The sequence below is a fragment of the Sphaerotilus sulfidivorans genome (genome assembly GCF_013426975.1).
Taxonomy (GTDB): domain Bacteria; phylum Pseudomonadota; class Gammaproteobacteria; order Burkholderiales; family Burkholderiaceae_C; genus Sphaerotilus; species Sphaerotilus sulfidivorans.
Window position 1 is genome coordinate 20,213 of the sequence record NZ_JACCPY010000035.1, and the last position, 18,383, is coordinate 38,595.

At 71.1% G+C, this 18,383-nt stretch carries 17 protein-coding genes and 2 pseudogenes; 10 read left to right on the top strand and 9 right to left on the bottom strand.

From position 1 onward, the window contains the following. Positions 1 to 115 precede the first annotated feature (115 nt). From HZU84_RS16625 to rsmI, 3 genes are all read right to left on the bottom strand, one after another. Entirely contained in the window at positions 116 to 2,395 is a 2,280-nt protein-coding gene (locus HZU84_RS16625; protein WP_149504078.1) for a sensor domain-containing diguanylate cyclase, read from the bottom strand. After that, entirely contained in the window at positions 2,392 to 3,303 is a 912-nt protein-coding gene (locus tag HZU84_RS16630; RefSeq protein ID WP_180693015.1) for a transporter substrate-binding domain-containing protein, read from the bottom strand. The genes HZU84_RS16625 and HZU84_RS16630 overlap by 4 nt, the downstream gene beginning before the upstream one ends. A 72-nt stretch (positions 3,304 to 3,375) precedes the next feature. After that, on the bottom strand, positions 3,376 to 4,404 hold the full coding sequence (gene rsmI, locus HZU84_RS16635; RefSeq protein ID WP_149504080.1) for a 16S rRNA (cytidine(1402)-2'-O)-methyltransferase: 1,029 nt from the start codon (positions 4,402 to 4,404) through the stop codon (positions 3,376 to 3,378). On the opposite strand from rsmI, the gene HZU84_RS16640 reads away from it, so the two are divergent. The 3 genes from HZU84_RS16640 to HZU84_RS16650 are packed head-to-tail and all read left to right on the top strand — an operon-like array spanning position 4,403 to position 6,100. Next, positions 4,403 to 4,810: a YraN family protein gene (locus HZU84_RS16640; RefSeq protein ID WP_149504081.1), complete on the top strand. Its 408-nt coding sequence runs from the start codon at positions 4,403 to 4,405 to the stop codon at positions 4,808 to 4,810. The genes rsmI and HZU84_RS16640 overlap by 2 nt on opposite strands. A 58-nt stretch (positions 4,811 to 4,868) precedes the next feature. After that, on the top strand, positions 4,869 to 5,456 hold the full coding sequence (locus HZU84_RS16645; RefSeq protein WP_149504082.1) for a phosphoheptose isomerase: 588 nt from the start codon (positions 4,869 to 4,871) through the stop codon (positions 5,454 to 5,456). 32 nt (positions 5,457 to 5,488) lie between these two features. Beyond that, the gene (locus HZU84_RS16650; protein ID WP_149504083.1) at positions 5,489 to 6,100 is read left to right on the top strand and encodes a BON domain-containing protein; all 612 of its coding nucleotides are present in this window, start codon (positions 5,489 to 5,491) and stop codon (positions 6,098 to 6,100) included. Positions 6,101 to 6,126: 26 nt separating this feature from the next. On the opposite strand, the gene HZU84_RS16655 is transcribed toward HZU84_RS16650, so the two are convergent. The 3 genes and pseudogenes from HZU84_RS16655 to HZU84_RS16665 all read right to left on the bottom strand — a co-directional run bounded on the left by HZU84_RS16655 (position 6,127) and on the right by HZU84_RS16665 (position 9,363). Then, complete coding sequence (locus HZU84_RS16655) at positions 6,127 to 7,026, bottom strand: NAD(P)-dependent oxidoreductase (protein ID WP_149504084.1); 900 nt, start codon at positions 7,024 to 7,026, stop codon at positions 6,127 to 6,129. A gap of 148 nt (positions 7,027 to 7,174) precedes the next feature. After that, positions 7,175 to 8,260 (bottom strand): annotated as a pseudogene (locus tag HZU84_RS16660) (PilT/PilU family type 4a pilus ATPase); the annotation flags it as partial. A gap of 59 nt (positions 8,261 to 8,319) precedes the next feature. Then, positions 8,320 to 9,363 carry a type IV pilus twitching motility protein PilT gene (locus HZU84_RS16665; RefSeq protein WP_149504086.1) on the bottom strand — a complete coding sequence of 348 codons (1,044 nt, stop codon included), beginning with the start codon at positions 9,361 to 9,363 and terminating at the stop codon, positions 8,320 to 8,322. Positions 9,364 to 9,426: 63 nt separating this feature from the next. On the opposite strand from HZU84_RS16665, the gene HZU84_RS16670 reads away from it, so the two are divergent. Next, positions 9,427 to 10,158, top strand: coding sequence for a YggS family pyridoxal phosphate-dependent enzyme (locus tag HZU84_RS16670; protein WP_149504087.1), 732 nt, complete (start codon positions 9,427 to 9,429; stop codon positions 10,156 to 10,158). Positions 10,159 to 10,201: 43 nt separating this feature from the next. Here the strand turns inward: HZU84_RS16670 and HZU84_RS16675 are convergent, their stop codons facing one another. Together HZU84_RS16675 and HZU84_RS16680 are read right to left on the bottom strand one after the other, a co-directional pair. Then, positions 10,202 to 10,531, bottom strand: a complete 330-nt coding sequence (locus HZU84_RS16675; RefSeq protein WP_149504088.1) for a hypothetical protein — start codon at positions 10,529 to 10,531, stop codon at positions 10,202 to 10,204. Positions 10,532 to 10,673: 142 nt separating this feature from the next. Continuing rightward, a complete protein-coding gene (locus HZU84_RS16680) occupies positions 10,674 to 11,153 on the bottom strand; it encodes an Lrp/AsnC ligand binding domain-containing protein (protein WP_149504089.1) in 480 nt (159 codons plus the stop codon). Between the two features lie 98 nt (positions 11,154 to 11,251). Between HZU84_RS16680 and HZU84_RS16685 the strand changes: the two genes are divergently transcribed. Further along, positions 11,252 to 14,305: an L-glutamate gamma-semialdehyde dehydrogenase gene (locus HZU84_RS16685; protein ID WP_149504090.1), complete on the top strand. Its 3,054-nt coding sequence runs from the start codon at positions 11,252 to 11,254 to the stop codon at positions 14,303 to 14,305. Positions 14,306 to 14,352: 47 nt separating this feature from the next. Then, positions 14,353 to 15,933: an ATP-binding protein gene (locus HZU84_RS16690; RefSeq protein ID WP_149504091.1), complete on the top strand. Its 1,581-nt coding sequence runs from the start codon at positions 14,353 to 14,355 to the stop codon at positions 15,931 to 15,933. A 39-nt stretch (positions 15,934 to 15,972) separates the two neighbouring features. Here the strand turns inward: HZU84_RS16690 and HZU84_RS16695 are convergent, their stop codons facing one another. Further along, a complete protein-coding gene (locus HZU84_RS16695; RefSeq protein ID WP_244954287.1) occupies positions 15,973 to 16,155 on the bottom strand; it encodes a BrnA antitoxin family protein in 183 nt (60 codons plus the stop codon). Positions 16,156 to 16,168: 13 nt separating this feature from the next. Between HZU84_RS16695 and proC the strand changes: the two genes are divergently transcribed. From proC to HZU84_RS16715, 4 genes and pseudogenes are all read left to right on the top strand, one after another. Continuing rightward, positions 16,169 to 16,999 carry a pyrroline-5-carboxylate reductase gene (gene proC, locus HZU84_RS16700; protein ID WP_149504093.1) on the top strand — a complete coding sequence of 277 codons (831 nt, stop codon included), beginning with the start codon at positions 16,169 to 16,171 and terminating at the stop codon, positions 16,997 to 16,999. Positions 17,000 to 17,139: 140 nt separating this feature from the next. Continuing rightward, complete coding sequence (locus HZU84_RS16705; protein ID WP_149504094.1) at positions 17,140 to 17,388, top strand: hypothetical protein; 249 nt, start codon at positions 17,140 to 17,142, stop codon at positions 17,386 to 17,388. A gap of 37 nt (positions 17,389 to 17,425) precedes the next feature. Next, a complete protein-coding gene (locus HZU84_RS16710; protein ID WP_149504095.1) occupies positions 17,426 to 17,890 on the top strand; it encodes a DUF1643 domain-containing protein in 465 nt (154 codons plus the stop codon). A gap of 9 nt (positions 17,891 to 17,899) precedes the next feature. Further along, positions 17,900 to 18,058, top strand: a pseudogene (locus tag HZU84_RS16715) (pyrroline-5-carboxylate reductase dimerization domain-containing protein); the annotation flags it as partial. Positions 18,059 to 18,383: the final 325 nt, after the last annotated feature.

Genomic DNA, 18,383 nt, shown 5'->3' on the forward strand with positions numbered 1-18,383 from the left:
TTCACCGCGGTCCGAGGCCGCGCTCCCGATGCTGCAATCCACCGTGTCCTGCCGTGTGCGGCTCCTGCGGTCCGCCGGTTGTCTCCCGGAGCGGAAGACTACACCGTGCCCGCACTCAGGTCGGTGTCAGGTCGGTGTCGCCACGCTGGTGGAAGCGCAGCGCGTTGCGCCCTTCCCGCTTGGCCTGATACATCGCGGTATCGGCACGACGCATCAGCGTGGCCTCGTCCTCGCCGTCCTCGGGAAAGACCGCGATGCCGATGCTGAAGGACACATGCAGTTCCGGCAGCGCACCGAGCCGGTAGGGCCGGGACACCTCGGACAGGATGTGGCGTGCCACCCGCTCGGCATCCAGCGCCGCCTCGATCTGGGGCAGCAGCACCACGAACTCATCGCCGCCGAGACGACACACCGTGTCGCTGGCGCGCACCGCGCCCCGGACCCGCTGCGCCACCGCCTTGAGCAGCTCGTCGCCGGCATCATGGCCGTGGCGATCGTTGATCTGCTTGAAATGGTCCAGGTCCATGAACATCAGCGCCAGCGGCTGATGCTGGCGGCGGGCGAGCCGCAGGGCCTGCTGCAGCCGGTCCTGCAGCAGCAGCCGGTTCGGCAGCCCGGTCAGCGCATCATGGTGGGCACGATGCGCCAGCGTGCGCGCCAGATCATGCGCGGCGGTCATGTCCTGCAGGGTCAGCACCACGCCATCGAAGCCCTGCCCGCCGGGGGCCGACATCGGCAGCACGATCTCGCGCACCACCCGCCAGGAGGCGTCACGGCGCACCAGCCGGCAGGAGGTCGGCTCGGGCCGGGTGCGGTGCGCCAGGCAGAGCGCGACCGGATCGGGCGGCGCCGGCTCGTCGTCGGCGACGCCGCGGCGCGACAGCCAGCCCGCCCAGTCGCGGCCGCGGGCCTCCTCCAGCGTCCAGCCGGTCATCGCGACCGCGGCCGGATTGAGGCTGCGCAGCCGCCCCCGCGCATCGATGCCGATCACCGCATCGCCGATGCATTCGAGCATCGCCGCGGTGCGCTGGTGCTCGGCGGCGAGCTGCTCGGCCAGGCGCTTGCGGGTGACATCCTCCAGCACCGCCAGCGACCGCAGGAAGCGTCCCTGCGCATCGCGCTCGCTGGTGGCCGACAGCAGCACGTCGACCGGCCGGCCATCGCGGGCCAGCATGCGGTACTCGACATCGCGGCACTCGCCGGTGCGCAGGAACTGCGGCAGCACCTGCTCGATGGCACGCCGGCGCGAATCGGCATCCAGGAAATCGGTCGAAGGCCGGCCGATGACATCGCGCTCGTCGTAGCCCAGCCGCTCCAGCCAGAGCCGGCTGACCGCCAGCATCCGGCCGTCCGGCCCGATGGAGTGCATCATCGCCGGGGTGCGCTCGTACAGCTGACGGTAGCGCTCGCGCTGCGCCTCGAGCGCGAGCCGGCGCTCGCGCGACGCCCCGACCGCCGCCGACAGCAGCAGCTCCGGCAGCAGCATCACCACCAGCGACAGGTGCAGCAGCACCTCCTGCCAGCGCGCGGTCGTCGGCGGCTCGGCCACCAGGCCGGTGGCCACCATCGCGCCGAAGACCAGCGTGACCCCGAGCACCAGCAGCTGCAGCCGCAGGAAATCCAGCAGCACCGCGCCGATCATCAGCGGCAGCGCGATGTAGACAAACGGGTGGACCAGATGCAGCAGCGCCAGCACCGTCACGCCGGCCCCGGCGAGCATCAGCACCAGGGTGTCGGCATTGCTTCGGCGTCGGTCAGGGCGCTCGGGGGCAGGGCTCGGCCACGGCTGCGCCAGCGCCGCCAGCAGCAGCGGCAGCAGCACCAGCGAGCCGATCACGCCGCCGAGCGCCTGGTTCAGCCAGATCATCGTCACCGGCATGGCGGGCAGTGCGGCCGAGGTGAGCATCAGCAGCGGCAGCGACAGGCTGGCCGACAGCAGCGCCGGCAGCAGCACCGCCACCAGCCCGACCTGCGCCAGCACCGCCGGACTGCTGCCGATCTGCTGGCGCTGCGCCACACCCTGCAGCATCCAGGCGCCAGCCGCGGTGGCCATCAGGTGGCCCGGCATCCAGGCCAGCATCAGGTCAGGCCGCCCGCCCAGCAGGCCGGCCGCCAGGGTGCCGCCCATCAGGCCGGCCAGCACCGCCACCCGTGCCGCAGGACGGCAGCACAGCAGCAGCACCACGCCGAAGGCGTCGGTGAACCAGATCGCGATCTGGCTGCCGGGCTGGCGCTCGAGCAGCAGCGTCAGCGACACCAGCAGCAGCGCACCGAACAGCGCCAGCGCCGGCGCGCGCCAGAAGGCGGCGTCCAGACGGTCGCGCAGGGCATCCTCCAGACTGGGGCCGGACGGCTGGCGCTGCAGCTCCGGGCCCAGGGCATCGGTCGGGTTCATGCCGAAGCGGCCGGACGACTGCGCCGACGCCAGCCGATCCAGCCCGCCAGACCGACGGCCAGCAGCAGCAGCGCCGCGCCCAGCCGCTCGGTCCACAGCCGCAGCCCCGAGCGCGCCGGCGCATGCGTCTGCACCGACCAGCGCGCCAGCAGCGCCTGGCGCCGGTCGGCCGGAATGCGCCGCAGCGCCTCCTCGAGGGCCTCGCCGATGTCGGGCCGGTCACGGCGCCAGGCAAAGCTCAGCGCGTACTCGAAGCCGATCGGCTCGCCGACCACGAAGCCGGACAGGCCATGCTCGCGCGCGATGAAATGCACGCTGGCGACATCGACCACCAGCGCGTCGACCTCGCCGCGCAGCATCCGGCGCAGACCCTCCAGATCGCTGTCGACCGGCTGCCAGCGCACCCGGGCATGGTGCTGGCGCACATGGGCCTCGACCGCATAGCCGCGGCCGACCGCCACCGCACGCCCCTCGAACGCCTCCAGCCCGCTCGGCGCGGTGCGCGCGACCAGCACCGCCGGCACCCGCACATAGGGTCGGGAGAAGGACAGGTACTGCGCCCGCTCCGGCGTCGGCCGCAGCGAGGACAGCAGCTCGACCTCGCCACGGCGCACCGCGGCCAGCTGCTCGGCCAGCGGGCGCGGCGGCAGCATCTGCAGCGGCAGATCGGCGTGGCGCTGCATCTCGTCGAGCAGATCGATCGACAGGCCGCGCACCCGGCCCTGGCGGTCCTGGTAGACAAACGGTCCGTAGTCGATCTCCGGCGCGAAGCGCCAGACCGTCTGGGCCTGCAGCAGCCCGGGCTGCATCAGCGCCAGCAACAGTCCCGCCAGCGGCACCATCAGCTTGGGCTTGAACGGCACGACATCCCCCTGCAGGCGAGCAGCGCCCGGCTGGAGCCGGATCATGGTCTCTCGCGGTTTCATTCTCGGCGCGAAACCGTGGCGCGTGCAAGCTGGCTCCCCCGGGGGAGCGGGGCTTCAGCGCCGGCCGCGTTCGCGCCGGGCCGGAGCACGCCGCTCGGGCCAGTCCGCGGGCACCGGCGGCACCGCGGCATCTGCGCCCGCTGCGCCGGGTGCTGCGTCGGTGCCCGCCTCGTCGCCGGCCTTCAGCGCCAGTGCGCGCGCATAAAGATCACCCTTCGGTGCGCCGGTGGCGCGCACCGCCAGCGCCACCGCCTGCCTGAGCGGCAGCTCCTCGAGCAGCACCTTCAGCAGCTGATCGGCCGAGGCGGCCGCGGCGCTGCCGGCCTCCTCCGCCTCGGGCGCCGGGCGGGCGTGCAGCACCAGCACGAACTCGCCGCGGCGGTGGTCGTCGCTGGCGGCCAGCCAGGCGGGAAAGGCCTCGGCCGCGAGCGTATGGATGGACTCGAACTGCTTGGTCAGCTCGCGGCAGACGGTCAGGCGCCGCTCGGGCATCGTCTGCGCCAGCGCGGCGGCCAGCGCCTCGATGCGGTGCGGCGCCTCGAAGATCACGCAGGTGCCGGTGTCCTCGGCCAGCCGGCGCAGGTCGCGCTCGCGGGCGGTGGCCTTCGGCGAGACGAAGCCGGCAAAGCGGAAGCCCTGCCCCGCGATGTCGCCGGCCGCGCTCAGCGCCGTCACCACGCTGCTGGGACCGGGCAGCGGAATGACCCGGAAGCCCGCCTCGCGCACCGCCGCCACCAGCCGCGCGCCGGGGTCGGAGATCGCCGGCGTGCCGGCGTCGCTGACATAGGCCACGCGCTCGCCGCTCGCCAGGCGCTCGATCACGCGCGGCGCGGCCGCTTCCTCGTTGTGCTCGTGCAGCGCGATCAGCGGCTTGCCCAGGCCCAGGCGCTGCAGCAGCCCGGCGCTGACGCGGGTGTCCTCGCAGGCCACCGCGTCGACCAGCGCCAGCACATGGACCGCGCGCAGGCTGAGGTCGGCGATGTTGCCGATCGGCGTGGCCACGACATACAGTGAGGCGGCCGGATGCTGCTGCTGGCCGGCGGCCAGCGCCGCGGCCTGGACGATCGAGGAGGAGACGGACATGTCGAGAGTCACGGACGGAAACGCCGGAGGCGCCACAAGGATCGGGATCGGATCGGCCGCGGAGGACCGGGCCCTGCAGCACCTGCAGCGCCACGGGCTGGTGCTGGTGCAGCGCAATTATCGAGTGGCCGCCGGCCCGTCGGCACGCGGCGGCGAGATCGACCTGATCCTGCGCGCGCCCGACCGCGATGGCACGCTGGTCTTCGTCGAGGTGCGCAGCCGCGGCCGCGACGACCACGGTGGGGCCGCGGCCAGCATCACCCACGCCAAGCGCCGGCGCATCATCCTGGCCGCGCGCCACTACCTGCAGCGGCTGCGGGGCGAGTGGCCGCCCTGCCGCTTCGATGTGGTGGCGATCGACGGCGAACAGCTCGAATGGCTGGTGGCGGCCTTCGACGCCGGCTGAAGCGTGCTGAAATCCGCCCGAAACGGAGCCGCCTTCGCGCTGGCATATCATCGCCGCCATGCTCGAGCAACGCATCCAACAACAGTTCTTCGACAGCGCCGATGCCAAGTACGCCGCCGCCGAAGCCCTCACCCGGCCGGTCTGCGACGCGGCCCAGGTCCTGCTGAACTGCATCACCTCCGGCGGCAAGGTGCTGGCCTGCGGCAATGGCGGCTCGGCCGGCGACGCGCAGCATTTCGCCGCCGAGCTGGTCGGCCGCTTCGAGCGCGAGCGCCCGGGCCTGCCGGCGATCTCGCTGGCCACCGACACCTCCATCCTGACCGCGGTCGGCAACGACTACGGCTACCAGCAGGTCTTCTCGAAGCAGGTCCAGGCGCTGGGCCAGCCCGGCGACGTGCTGCTGGCCATCAGCACCAGCGGCAACTCCGGCAATGTCATCGCCGCGATCGAGGCCGCGCACGAGAAGGACATGGCGGTCATCGCGCTGACCGGCAAGGGCGGCGGGCGCATCGGCGCGATGCTCTCGGACCGGGACATGCACATCTGCGTGCCGCATGACCGCACCGCACGCATCCAGGAAGTGCACCTGCTGGTCATCCACTGCCTGTGCGACGCCATCGACGTGTCGCTGCTGGGCGAAGAATGAGTCCCCTGAGCCCCCATGAAAGGACCGGCACGATGAAGAAAACATCCCTGCACCGTGCGGCGCTGCTGTCGGCGCTGCTGGCCACGCTGCTGTCGGGCTGCGCGCCAATGCTGGTCGGCGGCGCCGCCGTCGGCGGCGCGATGGTGGCCACCGACCGCCGCAGCGCCGGCATCCAGCTCGAGGACGAAGGCCTGGAGCTGAAGGTGCGCCAGCGCATCCGCACCATCGCCGGCGAGCGCTCGCATGTCAGCATCAACAGCTACAACCGCCAGGTGCTGCTGACCGGCGAGGTCTTCAACGAGGCCGACAAGGCCGCCATCGAGCAGGCCGCCTCGAAGATCGACGGCGTGCGTTCGGTGGTCAACGATCTGGCGGTGATGTGGCCCAGCTCGACCAGCGAGCGCTCGCGCGATCTGGTGCTGGCCGGCAAGGTCAAGGCCACGCTGATCGACGCGGCCGGGCTGTCGGCGCGCGCCTTCCACATCACCGTCGAGCGCGGCGCGGTCTACCTGATGGGCCGGGTCACCGAGGAAGAGGCGCAGCGCGCCATCGACCTGACCCGCAGCGTCTCCGGCGTGAGCAAGGTGGTGCGTCTGGTCGAGATCCTGACGCCAGAGCAGCTGGCCAACCTCAAGGTCCGCTGAGCGCGCCCAGCCCGCCGGGGGCAGGCTCAGCGCAGCCGGCGGATCAGGCTGGAGGTGTCCTGGCGGCCGCCGCCCAGCGCCTGCACCTCGGCATAGAACTGGTCGACCAGCGCGGTCACCGGCAGGCGCGAACCGTTGCGGCGCGCCTCCTCCAGCACCAGGCCGAGGTCCTTGCGCATCCAGTCGACCGCAAAGCCGAAGTCGAACTGGCCGTCCGCCATGGTGCGGCCGCGGTTGTCCATCTGCCAGCTCTGCGCCGCGCCCTTGCCGATGACCTCGAGCACCTGCGCCATGTCCAGGCCGGCGTTCTGGCCGAAGGCGATCGCCTCCGACAGGCCCTGCACCAGGCCGGCGATGCAGATCTGGTTGACCATCTTCGCGAGCTGGCCGGCGCCGCTGTCGCCCAGGCGGGTGACCGCACGCGAGAAGGCCAGTGCGACCGGGCGCATCGTCTCGAAGGCCTCGGGCGTGCCGCCGCACATCACCGTCAGCACGCCGTTGACCGCGCCCGCCTGACCGCCGGACACGGGGGCGTCGACGAAGTCGCAGCCCCGCGCACGCGCCAGCAGCGCCAGCTCGCGCGCCACGTCGGCCGAGGCGGTGGTGTGATCCACCAGCAGGCCGCCCGGCTTCAGGCCGGCCAGCGCCCCCTCCTCGCCCAGCACCACCGAGCGCAGGTCATCGTCGTTGCCGACGCAGATGAAGACGATGTCGGCCTGCTCGGCCGCCTGGCGCGGCGTGGATGCGCTGGCCACCGTCAGGCCGGCATGGGCCTCGACCCATTCGGCGGCCTTCGCGGCGGTGCGGTTGTAGACGGTGACCGAGTGGCCGGCACGGGCGAGGTGGCCGGCCATCGGCCCGCCCATCACGCCCAGGCCCAGGAAGGCGACGCGGCGGGGTTCGATCGGATCGTGGCTGCGGGTCATGGAGACAGGCTCGAAAGTGGCAACGGCCGCCATCCTACGCCCGCGAGGTGCGCGGCAGCGGCGCGCGCAGCGGGTGCGCCCCGAGCGGATCATCGACCTTCCAGCCCTCCGAGGCGCGCGCCTCCAGCGGCGGCGGCTCGCCGGCCTTGCGCACGCTGCGCAGCTTGATCTCCAGCCGCAGGTCCCCCAGCGAGTCGGCATGGCGCAGCGCGTCCTCCTCGCTGATGAAATGACCCTCGTAGAGGTCGAACAGCGCCTGGTCGAAGGTCTGCATGCCGTTCTCGCGGCTGCGCTTCATGATCTCCTTGATCGCCGAGACCTCGCCGCGGAAGATCAGGTCGGAAATATGCGGCCCGTTGATCAGCACCTCGACCGCGGCGATGCGGCCGCTGCCGTCCTGGCGCGGCACCAGGCGCTGCGAGATCATCGCGCGCAGGTTCAGCGACAGGTCCATCAGGAGCTGGTCGCGCCGCTCCTCGGGGAAGAAGTTGACGATGCGGTCCAGCGCCTGGTTGGCGTTGTTGGCGTGCAGCGTGGCCATGCACAGATGGCCGGTCTCGGCGAAGGCGACCGCATGCTGCATCGTCTCGCGGTCGCGGATCTCGCCCATCAGGATCACGTCGGGCGCCTGGCGCAGGGTGTTCTTCAGCGCCGCCTCCCAGCTCAGCGTGTCGATGCCGACCTCGCGCTGGGTCACGATCGAGTTCTTGTGCGGATGCACGAACTCGACCGGATCCTCGATGGTGACGATGTGGTCGTAGGCGCTGGTATTGCGGTGATCGATCATCGCCGCCAGCGAGGTCGACTTGCCCGAGCCGGTCGCGCCGACCATGATGATCAGCCCGCGCCTGGTCATCGTCAGATCCTTCAGGATCGTCGGCAGGCCGAGCGCGTCGATGCTGGGCAGATCCTTCGGGATGGTGCGCAGCACCATGCCGGTCTGGCCCTGCTGCACGAAGACATTGACCCGGAAGCGGCCGATGTCCTTCGGCGAGATCGCGAAGTTGCACTCCTTGGTGCGCTCGAACTCCGCGAGCTGCTTGTCGTTCATGATGGTGCGGGCCAGCGCCATGGTGTGCTGGCCCGACAGCGCCTGCGGCGACACCCGCACCACCTTGCCGTCGACCTTGATCGCCGGGGGACAGTCGCAGGTCAGGAACAGGTCCGAGCCGCCGCGCGAGACCAGCATCGACAGCATCTGGTTGATGAACTTGGAGGCCTGATCGCGTTCCATGGTGAATCGATGATGTCGGTTGATGTCAGGGAATGTCCGCCGAACCCGGGCGGGCGGACTCAGCCGGGAAAGTTCTCCGGCGAGCGCGCCTTGCTGCGCGCCTCGGCCGCGCTGATCAGGCCGCGGCGCAGCAGATCGGCCAGGCACTGGTCGAGCGTCTGCATGCCCAGGGCCTGGCCGGTCTGGATGATCGAGTACATCTGCGCCACCTTGGCCTCGCGGATCAGGTTGCGGATGGCCGGCGTGCCCAGCATGATCTCGTGCGCCGCCACCCGGCCGTTGCCCTCGCGGTTCTTGCACAGCGCCTGCGAGATCACCGCCACCAGCGACTCCGACAGCATCGCCCGGACCATGTTTTTGTCGCCGGCATCGAACACGTCGATGATCCGGTCGATGGTCTTGGCCGCGCTGGAGGTGTGCAGCGTGCCGAAGACCAGGTGGCCGGTCTCGGCCGCGGTCAGCGCCAGCTGGATGGTCTCCTTGTCGCGCATTTCGCCCACCAGGATCGCGTCCGGATCCTCGCGCAGCGCTCCGCGCAGCGCCGCCGAGAAGCTGCGGGTGTCGCGATGGACCTCGCGCTGGTTGACCAGGCTTTTCTTGGACTCGTGCACGAACTCGATCGGATCCTCGATCGTCAGGATGTGGCCCTGCGAGGTCTCGTTGAGGTGATTGACCATCGCCGCCAGCGTGGTCGACTTGCCTGATCCGGTCGGGCCGGTCACCAGCACCAGGCCGCGCGGCTTGAGCGCCAGATCGGCGAAGACCTTCGGCGCCTTCAGCTCCTCGAGCGTCAGGATCTTGCTCGGAATGGCCCGGAAGACCGCGCCCATGCCGCGGTTCTGGCGGAAGGCATTGACCCGGAAGCGCGACAGCCCGTCGATCTCGAAGGAGAAGTCGCAGTCCTGATGCTCCTCGAAGACCTTCTTCTGCGCATCGTTCATGACCGAATGCACCATCTCGTGCACCTTCGCGTGGGGCAGCGGATCGACATTCAGGCGGCGCACATTGCCATGGACACGGATCAGCGGTGCCATGCCGGCCGACAGGTGCAGGTCGGACGCCTTGTTGCGGACCGCGAATTTCAGCAGCTCAAAGATCTCCATGTGATATCCATGTCTGGGTACGGGACTGCCCCGGAAAATACGAAAAACCGCAAGCCGACGATTATGACGACCCTTGATGACTCGATCCAAGTTGTACACCAGCGCCTCGAGGCAGCACGCATCCGCGCCGAACGTGCGCAAGGATCCGTGCGATTGCTGGCGGTCAGCAAGACCCGCACCGCCGACGAGGTGCGTGCCGCCCATGCGGCCGGGCTGCGGGCCTTCGGCGAGAACTATGTCCAGGAGGGCCTGGACAAGATCGCCGCGCTGGCCGATCTGCGCAACGACCTCGAGTGGCACCTGATCGGGCCGCTGCAGTCGAACAAGACCCGGGTGGTAGCGGAAGGCTTCGACTGGGTGCATTCGGTCGACCGGCTGCGCACGGCCGAGCGGCTCTCGGCCCAGCGCCCGCCCGACCTGCCGCCGCTGCAGGTGTGCCTGCAGGTCAACATCAGCGGCGAGGCCAGCAAGAGCGGCGCCAGCCCGGCCGAGCTGCCGGCGCTGGCCCGGGCGGTGGCGGCCCTGCCGCGGCTGCGCCTGCGCGGCCTGATGGCGATTCCTGCCCCCGCCGAGGGCCTGGAGGCGCAGCGCGAGCCGCACCGCGCGCTGCGCGAGCTGCTGGAGCGCCTGCGCGCCGACGGCCTGGCGCTCGACACCCTGTCGATGGGCATGAGCGACGACCTGGAGGCCGCGATTCTCGAAGGCGCGACCCTGGTGCGCATCGGCACCGCGATCTTCGGCAGCCGGCCGGCCCTGCAGGCGCCCACACGATCATTGACAGGAGTTGCAGGCTGAACACCTCGCGACGCCACACTTCCCGAGGTGTGGCGCTCCCCGATCAGGGCCGGGCCTGCACAGGTGTGGGCGCAGGGGCCGGCGAACGCTCGGCCGCCAGCGTGGCCACCAGCAGCTCGCGCCGCGTCGCCGAGGCGGGAGCAGGCTGCGGGGCGGCCGCACTGGCACCGGCGCTGACGCGCCCCAGATCACCCGGACAGGGCTGGCCCTGGAAGACGAAGCCGCTGGCGCTGTCGCTGCGGCACTTGTAGACGCCCGCGGGCAGCTGGGCCAGCGCCGGCGCAGCCGCACCGGCCAGGCCCAGCAGCAGAGCGAGCGCACCCGATCGGGCGCGCAGGGGCAGACAGTGGATCGTGAAGGTTCCCGAGGGCATGGCAGAGTCCAGGAATCGTTTCAAGAGACGTTTTTCGAGATTCAACCCTCCGGACGGATGATTTCGATCCCCACACCCCTCGAACGAGGGGGTGGATCCCGGCCGATCCCGGCCAAGCCCGGTCGGATGCCGCGGCCTGCGCTCAGAGCTTGATCGCCGCGGTGTTCTTGACCTCTTCCATCACCACATAGGTGCGCGTCTCGCGCACGCCGGGCAGCGCCCAGATCACCGAGCCGATGAACTCGCGGTAGGCGGCCATGTCGGCCACCCGGGTCTTGAGCAGGTAGTCGAAGCCGCCGGCCACCAGGTGGCACTCCAGGATCTCGGGGCGCACCTGCACCGCGGCGCGGAAGGTGTCCATCACGTCCTGCACCGTGCGGTCGAGCAGCACCTCGACGAAGACCATCAGCCCGGCGTCGAGCTTGACCGGATCGAGCCGCGCCTCGTAGCCGAGGATGAAGCCTTCGCGGGTGAGGCGGCGCACCCGCTCCAGCACCGCGGTCGGCGACAGATGCACCGCCTCGGCCAGCTTCAGGTTGGAGAGGCGCCCGTCGGCCTGCAGCAGCGCGAGGATGCGACGGTCGATCTTGTCCAGATCGGAGGAGCTGCGGTCAGTGGCCATGCCGGACATTATCCGGTCTTCTCCCCCGATTTTGGCGAGTTATTCGACATCGTGGCGAATACGCTGGAGACCTTTCCAACGCCGCCGAGACCGCCGCCATGAATGCCCTGACCGACCTCCCCGCCCCGGCCGCGCTGGCCGCCACCTTCTCCGACCGCCTGCCGGCGCCGGTGCGCGACGAGTCGCAGCAGGTCGCGCGGCTGCTGGCCGAACTGAACGGCCGGCTCGACTGGGCGGCGGTCATCGCACTGGGCACGCCATGGGTGGACGCGGTGCGCCGGCACCCGGCGCCGTTCTGGGCGATGGAATCGCTGCTGCGCGAATACCCGATCTCCAGCGCCGAAGGTCTGGCGCTGATGCGCCTGGCCGAGGCGCTGCTGCGCGTGCCCGACACCGAGACCGCGCTGGCCCTGACCGCCGACCAGCTCGGCCGCGCCGACTTCGCAGCGCACACCCACGACGGTCAGGACCACGCGCTGATGAGCCACCTGGCGGCGCAGGCCATCGAGCTGTCGAAGAAGATGCTGCCCGGCGACGAGGCCACCGGCCAGCGCGCCGGCCTGCTGCAGCGCCTGGGCGCCAAGACGGTGGTGGCGGCCACGGTGCGCGCGATCCAGCTGCTGGGCCGCCAGTTCGTGCTCGGCCAGAACATCGGCGAGGCGCTGGACCGCGCCGCGGCCAACCACCGCGAGCACCGCCTGCTGCGCCACAGCTTCGACATGCTGGGCGAAGGCGCGCGCACCGACGCGGACGCGCAGCGCTACGCCAGGTCGTATGCCGACGCGATCAGCGCCATCGCCGCGCGCGGCCGCCCCGGCCGGCCGGAGGACGGCGACGGCATCTCGATCAAGCTCTCGGCGATCGACCCGCGCTACGAGGCAGCCCAGTTCGCCACCGTGCAGCGCCGGATGATGCCGCGCCTGCTTGCGCTGGTGGACGCCGCGGCCAGCGCCAACCTGAACCTCACCATCGACGCCGAGGAGACCGAGCGGCTGGAGCTGTCGCTGGCGGTGCTCGACGCCACCGCGGCGCATGTGGCGCAGCGCTTTCCCAACTGGCGCGGCCTGGGCCTGGCGGTGCAGGCCTACCAGACCCGCGCGCCGGAAATGGTCGAGGCGGTCATCGAGATCGCGCGCCGCCACGGCCTGCGGCTGATGGTGCGCCTGGTCAAGGGCGCCTACTGGGACGGCGAGATCAAGCGCGCACAGGAAATGGGCCTGTCGGGCTATCCCGTCTGGACCGACAAGCGCCACACCGACCTGAGCTATCTGGCCTGCGCGCAGCGCCTGCTGGCCGCCGCCGAGATCTACCCGCAGTTCGCCACCCACAACGCCGGCACCATCGCCGCGATCCTGGAGATGGCACGCGCGGCCGGGCGCATCGGCGCCGATCCGGGCTTCGAGCTGCAGCGCCTGCACGGCATGGGCGAAGGCATCCACCGCGAGGTGCTCAAGCGCGCGGACGCGCCGCCGCTGCGCATCTACGCGCCGGTCGGCGAGCACCGCGACCTGCTGGCCTATCTGGTGCGCCGGCTGCTGGAGAACGGCGCCAATTCCTCCTTCGTGCACCAGCTCGCCGACGAGGCGGTGTCGATCCCGGCGCTGCTGGCCTCGCCGCTGCGCGCCGCCGCCCCGTCGACGCTGCCGCTGCCGCGCCGGCTCTACGGCGAGTCGCGCATCAACGCGCTGGGCGTCGATCCGGTGGTCGAGCGCGAGCGCCTGCCGCTGCTGACCCGCCTGGCGGTGCCGATGCCCGCGGCGCCGACCGATGACAGCGCCGCCTCGGCCGCGCTGGCGATGGAAGCGCTGCACCGCGCCCAGCCGGCCTGGAACGCGGTGCCTTTGAGCGAGCGCTGCGCCGTGCTGCGCCGCGCCGCCGACCTGATGGAGCGCCAGATGACCGAGCTGGTGGCGCTGCTCGCGCAGGAAGGCCGCAAGACCTTCGGCGACGGCGTGGCCGAGGTGCGCGAGGCCATCGACTTCTGCCGCTACTACGCCGAGCAGGCCGAAGCCCGCCTGGCCCCGCAGGCCCTGCCCGGCCCGACCGGCGAGAAGAACGAGCTGCGCCTGCACGGCCGCGGCGTCTTCGTCTGCATCAGCCCGTGGAACTTCCCGCTGGCGATCTTCGCCGGCCAGGTGGTGGCGGCGCTGGTGGCCGGCAACACGGTGGCGGCCAAGCCGGCCGAGCAGACCCCGCGCAGCGCGCGCCGCTGCGTCGAGCTGCTGATCGAGGCCGGTCTGCCGGCGGACGCGATCCGCCTGGTCTGCGGCCCCGGCGAGACGGTGGGCGCGGCGCTGGTGGCGCATCCGCGCTGCGCCGGCGTGTGCTTCACCGGCTCGACCCAGGTCGCGAAGATCATCCAGCGCCAGCTCGCGATGGGCGACGGCCCGATCGTACCCCTGATCGCCGAGACCGGCGGCCTGAACGCGATGATCGTGGATTCGAGCGCGCTGCCCGAGCAGGTGGTGGACGCGGTGGTGCAGAGCGCCTTCCGCTCGGCCGGCCAGCGCTGCTCGGCACTGCGGCTGCTGCTGGTGCATGAGGGCGTGGCCGACAAGGTCACCGAGATGATCGCCGGCGCGATGGCCGAGCTGGTCTGCGGCGACCCGGCCGACGCGGCCAGCGGCTGGTCGGTCGACGTCGGCCCGGTGATCGATGCCGAGGCGCATGCCGGCCTGTCGGCGCAGGTCGCGCGGCTGGAGCGCGAGGCGCGCCTGGTCGCCCGCACCGCGATGGACACGCGCTTCAGCGCGACCCACATCGCGCCGGTGGCCTTCGAGCTGAAGTCGGTCCAGGAGATGAAGCAGGAGATCTTCGGCCCGGTGCTGCACATCGTGCGCTGGAGCGGCCCGGTGGACGCGGTGGTCGATCAGGTCAACGCGCTGGGCTACGGCCTGACGCTGGGCATCCACACCCGCATCGACGACCGCGCCCACCGCATCGCCGAGCGCGCGCGCGTCGGCAACGTCTATGTCAACCGCAACATGATCGGCGCGGTGGTGGGCGTGCAGCCCTTCGGCGGCGAGGGCCTGTCCGGGACCGGCCCGAAGGCGGGCGGCCCGCACTACCTCTACCGCTTCTGCGGCGAGCAGACGCTGACGGTGAACACCGCGGCGGCGGGGGGCAATGCGGCGCTGCTGGCGGGCGAGTGAGTGCAGCCGGTCGTGATGGCCATCACGGCCCCCCTACACTGCCCCCCATGGACACCCACGCCGCCCCTCGTAGACCGCTGCCCCTCGGCATCCAGAACCTGCGCGAGATCCGCGAGGGCGGTCATTACTACGTGGACAAGACGGGGATGGCGATCGACCTGATCGCGTCCGGCAAGCACTTCTTCCTCAGCCGCCCGCGCCGCTTCGGCAAGAGCCTGCTGGTCGACACCTTCAAGGAGCTGTTCGAAGGCAACCGCCCGCTGTTCACCGGCCTGGCCGCCGAGACCCGCTGGGACTGGTCGAAGCGCCACCCGGTCATCCGTATCAGCTTCGGCAACGGCGTGCTGCACGGCCGCCGCGAGCTGGAGCGGCGCATCCGCAGCCACCTGCGCGACAACCGCGCCGCCCTGGGCCTGCCGCGCCCGGACGACATCGACCCCGAAGACACCTCCGACGACTTCGCCGGCCTGATCCAGCAGGCCCGCCGACAGCACGGCGCGGGCGTCGTCGTGCTGGTCGACGAGTACGACAAGCCGATCCTGGACAACCTCGACGACCCGGCCGTCGCCCGCGAGATGCGCGACGGCCTGCGCAACTTCTACGCTGTGCTCAAGGATGCCGACGCGCACCTGAAATTCGTCTTCCTCGCCGGCGTGTCCAAGTTCAGCAAGGTCAGCCTGTTCTCCGGACTGAACAACCTGCGCGACATCACGCTCGATGCCCGCTGGAGCGCGCTGTGTGGCTACACCGATCACGACCTCGACACCGTGTTCGCGCCCGAGCTGCCCGGCCTCGACCGCGACGAGATCCGCCGCTGGTACAACGGCTACAACTGGGGCGGCACGAGCGTCTACAACCCGTTCGACGCGCTGCTGCTGTTCGACCGCCGGGAGTTCCACCCCTACTGGTTCGAGACCGGCACGCCGACCTTCCTGGTGCAGTTGCTCAGCGCACGCCGCTTCTTCACGCCCGACCTGGCACGCCTGCACAGCAGCATGACGCTGCTGTCGAGCTTCGATGTCGACCACATCGCCACCGAGGCGCTGCTGTTCCAGACCGGCTACCTGACGATCCATGACGTGCGCCAGCCGGTGCTGGGCAAGTGGATGTACACGCTGGGCTATCCGAACCGCGAGGTCGAGAGCAGCCTCAACGAGGCGCTGCTGCCCGCCTACGGGGTGCCGGGCGAGGCGGCCGCGGTGGCGCAGGAGGAGGTGATCGAGGCATTGCGGCGCGGCGAACCCGGTGCGCTGCAGCCCCTGCTGCACGCCCTGTTCGCCAGCATTCCCAGCGACTGGTACCGCAAGAACCCGCTGGCCGGCTTCGAGGGCCACTACGCCAGCGTGTTCTACAGCCACCTCGCCGCGCTCGGCCTGGACCTGCGCGTGGAGGACGCCACCAGCCACGGCCGCATCGACCTGACGCTGAGCTTCGCCGGCCAGATCTTCCTCTTCGAGTTCAAGGTGGTCGACGACCAGCCCGACGGCAGCGCGCTCGCGCAGATCCGCGCCCGGGGCTACGCCGACAAGTACCGCAGCCAAGGCCAGACCCTTCACCTGATCGGCATCGAGTTCAGCCGGGCGGCGCGCAATGTCGTCGGGTTCGAGGTCGAGACGCTCCAGCCATAGACTGCCCCGTCCCCGTCGGGCGCTGCGATCCCGGTCGGGTCAGATGCGCCCGGCCAGGTGCAGCGCGGCGCGCAGCATGTCGTTGATGCGCGTCTGCCAGCCGTCGCCGCTGGCACGCAGCGCGGCCAGCACATCGGCGTCCAGGCGCAGCTTCACCGGCTCCTTGGTGACGGCCTGCGTGGTGCCGGCGGGGCGCCACAGACTCGCCCGCCCCTCGGACATACACTTCCCCGCCATGACACACGACGCCCCCACCTCCCCCACCCTCGCCTTCATCGGCGGCGGCAACATGGCCACCGCCATCCTCGGCGGTCTGGTGCGCAGCGGCACGCCCGGCGCCAACCTGATCGTGCTCGACCCCAACGCCGAGCAGCGCGCCCGGCTGGAGCGCGACTTCGGCGTGCGCACGCTGGCCGCGGCCGACGCCACGCTGTCCGAGGCGGACGCGGTGGTCTGGGCGGTCAAGCCGCAGAGCTTCCGGGATGCGGCCGCGCCCTGCGCGCCCTTCGTGGCCGGCGCGCTGCACCTGTCGGTGATGGCCGGCATCCGCAGCGACGCGATCGCCCAGGCCACCGGCTCGGACCGCGTGGTGCGCTCGATGCCCAACACGCCGGCGCTGATCGGCCAGGGCATCTCGGGCCTGTACGCGCGCCCGGCGGTGAGCGCGGCCGAGCGCGCCCAGGTCGAGGCGATGCTCGCGCCCACCGGCGCGGTGCTGTGGGTCGCGCAGGAAAGCGATCTGGACGCGGTGACGGCGCTGTCGGGCTCCGGCCCGGCCTATGTCTTCTATTTCATCGAATCGATGATGGCCGCCGCCGAGCGCATGGGCCTGTCGGCCGAGCAGGGCAAGCAGCTCGCGCTGGCCACCTTCGGCGGCGCCACCGAGCTGGCGCGCCGCTCCGACGAGACACCGGCGGTGCTGCGCGAGCGCGTCACCTCCAAGGGCGGCACGACCTATGCCGCGCTGACCACGCTGGATGCGCGGGAGGTCAAGGCCGGCTTCATTGAGGCGATGCTGGCGGCGCAGGCGCGGGCGCGTGAGCTGGGGAATGAGTTCGGGCGCTGAGCACGGCCCGCCCCCGGAGCGCCGGGGCGGCGGCGCCACATCCCGGGGCTGTTCCGGCTTGTCCGGCCGCGCCAGCTCGTGGCAATCTTCACGCTGCCTGCCGACCGGGCAGGTTCACGCCCTCACGGAGACAGACTGCCATGCCGGACAAGCCGCGCGACAAGACCCTGGACAAGATCATGGACACCCGCGCCGGCGTCCTGAGCTTCGGCTCGATGACGCTGCTGGTGGGCGGCGTGTCGCTGGCCGGGCTGCTGTTCTGGGGCTGGAGGACCGGACAGGAGCTGCCGCTGTGGCCGGCCCTGCTGGTGGCAGGCGTCAACGTCTTCGGCGCGATCAAGCTGGCGATGGAGACACGGGAACGCCAGGGCGCGCGCCGGGCGGGGTAGACGGCCGCGCTGGCTCGATCGAGGCCCCGCGCGAGCGATGCAGCGCGACGCGCTCCTGAGCCCCTGCAGACGCTACCGCTACGCGCTGTGGCGCCGCTGGGGCGAAGGGCCGCCCGCGATGTTCATCGGCCTGAACCCGAGCACCGCTGACGAGACCGACGACGACCCCACCATCCGGCGCTGCATCGCGTTCGCACGATCCTGGGGCCATGGCGCGCTGTGCATGGCCAACCTCTTTGCCTACCGCGCCACGCGGCCGGCCGACATGCTGGCGCAGGACGACCCGGTCGGGTCGGAAAACGACGCCCATCTTCAGAAGTTGGCCGCCGAGGCCGGCGTGGTAATCGCGGCCTGGGGCGTTCACGGCACCCACCGCGGCCGGCACAACGTGGTGCGCGCCATGCTTCCCGCCCTGCACTACCTTCGGCTGACGAAGGACGGACATCCCGGTCATCCGCTGTATCTGCCCGCCAGCCTGCGACCGGTGGCGTGGGTTCAGTGATGGCCGCCGAGTCGGGTAACGCTGCGCGAGCGCGTCACCTCCAAGGGCGACACGACCTATGCCGCGCTGACCACGCTGGATGCGCGGGAGGTCAAGGGCAGCTTTGTCGAGGCGATGCTGGCGGCGCAGGCGCGGGCGCGTGAGCTGGGGGATGAGTTCGGGCGGTGAGGATTAATACCCGCTGCGGATCTCGCCGCGGGTTAACCTGCATTACCCGCTCGGTTAATCTCACTGGCCGACAATTTTGGTTAACGCCCGCGGTAAGCCGCGCCGGAGTGCGAAGCGCGGAGGGCACCTACAAGCGCAGCTTGTGGGCGTCGACTTGACCAAACAGTTAGGCTGGCGATAGTTGTGATGAACGTGGATGGGCTCTGTTGCACAAATCCACGAGCAGACGCCCTGACCCCAACCCCGGACGGACTCATGCCACGGCACCCACCGGCACGGTCTGCGGCCGGCCGATCTGACTGAAGCGGTTGAGCACGGCCACGCG

Excerpts from the sequence above, each read along its gene's own strand:
- HZU84_RS16650 (WP_149504083.1), top strand. The coding sequence starts at position 5,489 with ATGAAGAAAACATCCCTGCACCGTGCGGCGCTGCTGTCGGCGCTGCTG.
- HZU84_RS16675 (WP_149504088.1), bottom strand. The coding sequence starts at position 10,531 with ATGCCCTCGGGAACCTTCACGATCCACTGTCTGCCCCTGCGCGCCCGA.
- HZU84_RS16695 (WP_244954287.1), bottom strand. The coding sequence starts at position 16,155 with ATGTCCGAGGGGCGGGCGAGTCTGTGGCGCCCCGCCGGCACCACGCAG.
- HZU84_RS16705 (WP_149504094.1), top strand. The coding sequence starts at position 17,140 with ATGCCGGACAAGCCGCGCGACAAGACCCTGGACAAGATCATGGACACC.
- HZU84_RS16685 (WP_149504090.1), top strand. The coding sequence starts at position 11,252 with ATGAATGCCCTGACCGACCTCCCCGCCCCGGCCGCGCTGGCCGCCACC.
- HZU84_RS16680 (WP_149504089.1), bottom strand. The coding sequence starts at position 11,153 with ATGGCCACTGACCGCAGCTCCTCCGATCTGGACAAGATCGACCGTCGC.
- HZU84_RS16655 (WP_149504084.1), bottom strand. The coding sequence starts at position 7,026 with ATGACCCGCAGCCACGATCCGATCGAACCCCGCCGCGTCGCCTTCCTG.
- HZU84_RS16645 (WP_149504082.1), top strand. The coding sequence starts at position 4,869 with ATGCTCGAGCAACGCATCCAACAACAGTTCTTCGACAGCGCCGATGCC.
- HZU84_RS16670 (WP_149504087.1), top strand. The coding sequence starts at position 9,427 with ATGACGACCCTTGATGACTCGATCCAAGTTGTACACCAGCGCCTCGAG.
- rsmI (WP_149504080.1), bottom strand. The coding sequence starts at position 4,404 with ATGTCCGTCTCCTCCTCGATCGTCCAGGCCGCGGCGCTGGCCGCCGGC.
- HZU84_RS16690 (WP_149504091.1), top strand. The coding sequence starts at position 14,353 with ATGGACACCCACGCCGCCCCTCGTAGACCGCTGCCCCTCGGCATCCAG.
- proC (WP_149504093.1), top strand. The coding sequence starts at position 16,169 with ATGACACACGACGCCCCCACCTCCCCCACCCTCGCCTTCATCGGCGGC.
- HZU84_RS16665 (WP_149504086.1), bottom strand. The coding sequence starts at position 9,363 with ATGGAGATCTTTGAGCTGCTGAAATTCGCGGTCCGCAACAAGGCGTCC.
- HZU84_RS16625 (WP_149504078.1), bottom strand. The coding sequence starts at position 2,395 with ATGAACCCGACCGATGCCCTGGGCCCGGAGCTGCAGCGCCAGCCGTCC.
- HZU84_RS16630 (WP_180693015.1), bottom strand. The coding sequence starts at position 3,303 with ATGATCCGGCTCCAGCCGGGCGCTGCTCGCCTGCAGGGGGATGTCGTG.
- HZU84_RS16710 (WP_149504095.1), top strand. The coding sequence starts at position 17,426 with ATGCAGCGCGACGCGCTCCTGAGCCCCTGCAGACGCTACCGCTACGCG.
- HZU84_RS16640 (WP_149504081.1), top strand. The coding sequence starts at position 4,403 with ATGTCGAGAGTCACGGACGGAAACGCCGGAGGCGCCACAAGGATCGGG.